Below are 2,675 nucleotides of genomic sequence, written 5' to 3'. Positions count from 1 at the left end.
CTCGATGATGGTGAAGATGATCAGCAGAATCAGCGGCAGCGTCAGGGCGAATTCAACCAGCCCCTGGCCTCGCCGGCGTTCCCGATTCTCGCGTCTCTTCATGGCGCCACACTCCATCTGGTGAATCGACCTGTTCACCGGACTTAGTGTACGGCGGCTGCGTTCTGGGGGGACTTACAGTTTTGTCACGGGGACAGCGCCTGGATCCGGTACCATGGTCCCAGGCGGCGCGGCCGCGCAGGTCGGTCAGGATTCGAGGCGATATCCGTAGCCGCGCACGGTCACCAGCCGCTGGGGAGTGTTGGGGTCCGACTCGATCTTCTGGCGCAGCAGCCAGACATAGCGCCGCAGGGCGCTGTCGCCCTGCTCTCGGTATTCCCCCCAGATCTCGCGCCGCAACTCCTCTTGCGCCACCGCCCGGCCGGCCTGCCGGCCCAGAACCGCCAGCAGCCGAAACTCCGTCGGGGTGAGGTCGAGAACCTGGCTTTCGAGCAGCGCCTGTCGCTTGCGCAAATCGATCGTCAGCAGTCCCGCCCGGAACACCGGCCCGTCCTCCGGCTGCTTGGCCGCGCTGCGCGAAAGAACGGCCCGGATGCGGGCGGTCAACTCCGCCAAACTGAATGGCTTGGTGATGTAATCGTCCACCCCCAGGCGGAAGCCGCGCAGCTTCTCGGATTCGGCGGTCTTGGCAGTCAGCATGATCACCGGCGTGTCGGCCAGCTCGCGCAGGCGGGCGCATACCTCCCAGCCATCCATGCCCGGCATCATGACATCCAGCAGGACCAGCTCCGGGCGCTCGGCATAGAACTGGCGCAGGCCCTTCTCGCCGCGCTCCGCCGTCGCCACCTGGTAGCCTTCCTTGGCGAGGAATTCGCCGACGAAGCGCAGCAGCGTCGTGTCATCGTCGATCAGCAAGATCTTTACCGGCATCCGTCTTTCCCTCGACCGCCGCCCAGAGTCTACGCCAGGCGTCACCGCCAGACGAGCCGGACCCTGGGCCTACAAGCTGATTCATCCGGGTTGCCCCTTCTCGCCCCGGCGCAGGTCGCAGACACCCGAAGCGGAGCGCAGGGGTGCGCAGACCTAGGCCTGCCTGGAGGGCGGCCCTTGCGCCGGGTCAACTGCGGCCGGAAGCCGGAACACCATGCGCAGGCCCCCGCCCTCGGCCGGCTCCGCCCGGATCTCTCCGCCCATCGCCTGAAGCAGCCGGCGGACAAGATGCAGGCCAAGGCCGTGACCGTACACCTCGCGCGAATCCCGGCTGTCGAGGCGATGGAAGATGTCGAAGATCTGCTCCAGCTCGCTGCCGGGGATCCCGGGTCCATGGTCGCGGATCGTGACCTCGACCTCCCCGCCGCGCCTCCCGGCACTGAGTTCGATTTCGCCCTCGGGCGCGTATTTCAGGGCGTTGTCCAACAGGTGGAACACCACGCTCTGCAGCGCCGCTTCGTCCGCTCGCAGGCTGGCCAGAGACTCTGGGAAGGCGAGCCGGATGCGCTCTCGGGCGCGAGCATCGGAGAAACCCGCCACGGTGTTGCGAGCCGTCAGGCGCAGGTCGACCGCCTGCAGCCGCAGGCTGAACTTGCCGGCCTCGAGGGCTGAGACATCCAGGATCGATTCAACGAAGCGGGTCAGCCGCTGAGCCTCGCTTTGGACCAGCGCCAGCGTCTCCTGCACCCCCTGTGACAGCTGCGGATGTCCCCCCGAGACCAGCTCAATCCCGGTCCGGATGTTGGTCAGCGGTGCCCGTAGCTCATGCGAGACCAGGGAGACGAATTCGGTCTTGAGTTTGTCCAGCGCCTTGAGTTCCTCATTCAACCTGGCGAGATCTGCGACCGTCCGCTCGAGCTCCTGCGTGCGCTCCTGGACCTTCGCTTCCAGGCCTTCGTTGAGCAGCTGCAGCTGCTGGCGGGCTGCCGCCACCTCAGCCATGGCGGCCTGGAGTTGCTGCTGACGCTGGTTGATCGCTGTCAGATCATGGGCGATGCCTGCCAGCAGTGGGGTAGACGGTTGTCCCTGCGCCACCGGGCGGAGGGTGAGCAGCACTGGAACCTCCTTCCCGCGGCTGCCCCGGACAGCGGCCTCGCCTGTCCAGCCTGAAGTATGCGCCGTTCGCAGCAGGCCGGACAGCTCTACGCCCGGCTCCAGGAATTCCGACAAGTTATGCGAGCTTTCTTCCTCCCAACCCCCCACGGCCTGGCGCAGGGCGGGGTTGGCCAGGACGATTCGGCCGTCGGTTCCGGCCACGAAGGCCATGTCGGCGGCGGCGTTGACCAGGGCCGCGTGTTGACGGAGCTCCCGCTGGCCGGCGATTACGCCCTGCCGTGCCACCAGCAGCAACACCAGGACGAGCGAGGCACTCACTGCCAGCCAATCTACCTGGCCAGCGGCCCACCAGTTGAAAAGGGTGAATCCCACCACGATGTAGGTCAGGGCGACCGGCAGCAGCCCTTCCAGCCTCCAGGCCAACGGGGCTGGGGTCGCCTCCCGGCATGGGCGCGAGCGGTCGTCGGGCAGGCGGGAGGCGCCCCAGGCGGCGAGCAGATTGGCGCCCACGACGGCCGCCCAGGCCGGAGCTGCCCAACCGGCTTCGCCCAGCAGGATCGAGGCGGACCGGGCCAGATCCGTGACGACCAGCAGCGTGGCAGCCGCTCCGAATGCGGCGAAGGCCCTGG

At 67.5% G+C, this 2,675-nt stretch carries 2 protein-coding genes; both read right to left on the bottom strand.

Annotation, left to right across the window (positions count from 1 at the left end):
- Nucleotides 1-246: 246 nt before the first annotated feature.
- Nucleotides 247-930, bottom strand: coding sequence for a response regulator transcription factor (locus MUO23_13995; GenBank protein MCJ7514063.1), 684 nt, complete (start codon nucleotides 928-930; stop codon nucleotides 247-249).
- Between the two features lie 153 nt (nucleotides 931-1,083).
- On the bottom strand, nucleotides 1,084-2,675 hold a 1,592-nt coding region (locus tag MUO23_13990), incomplete at its 5' end, for a PAS domain-containing sensor histidine kinase (protein ID MCJ7514062.1).

This window comes from Anaerolineales bacterium (genome assembly GCA_022866145.1).
GTDB lineage: Bacteria > Chloroflexota > Anaerolineae > Anaerolineales > E44-bin32 > PFL42.
The sequence above is the reverse complement of the archived record's forward strand: the minus strand, read 5'-3'. Positions and strand labels throughout refer to the sequence as shown.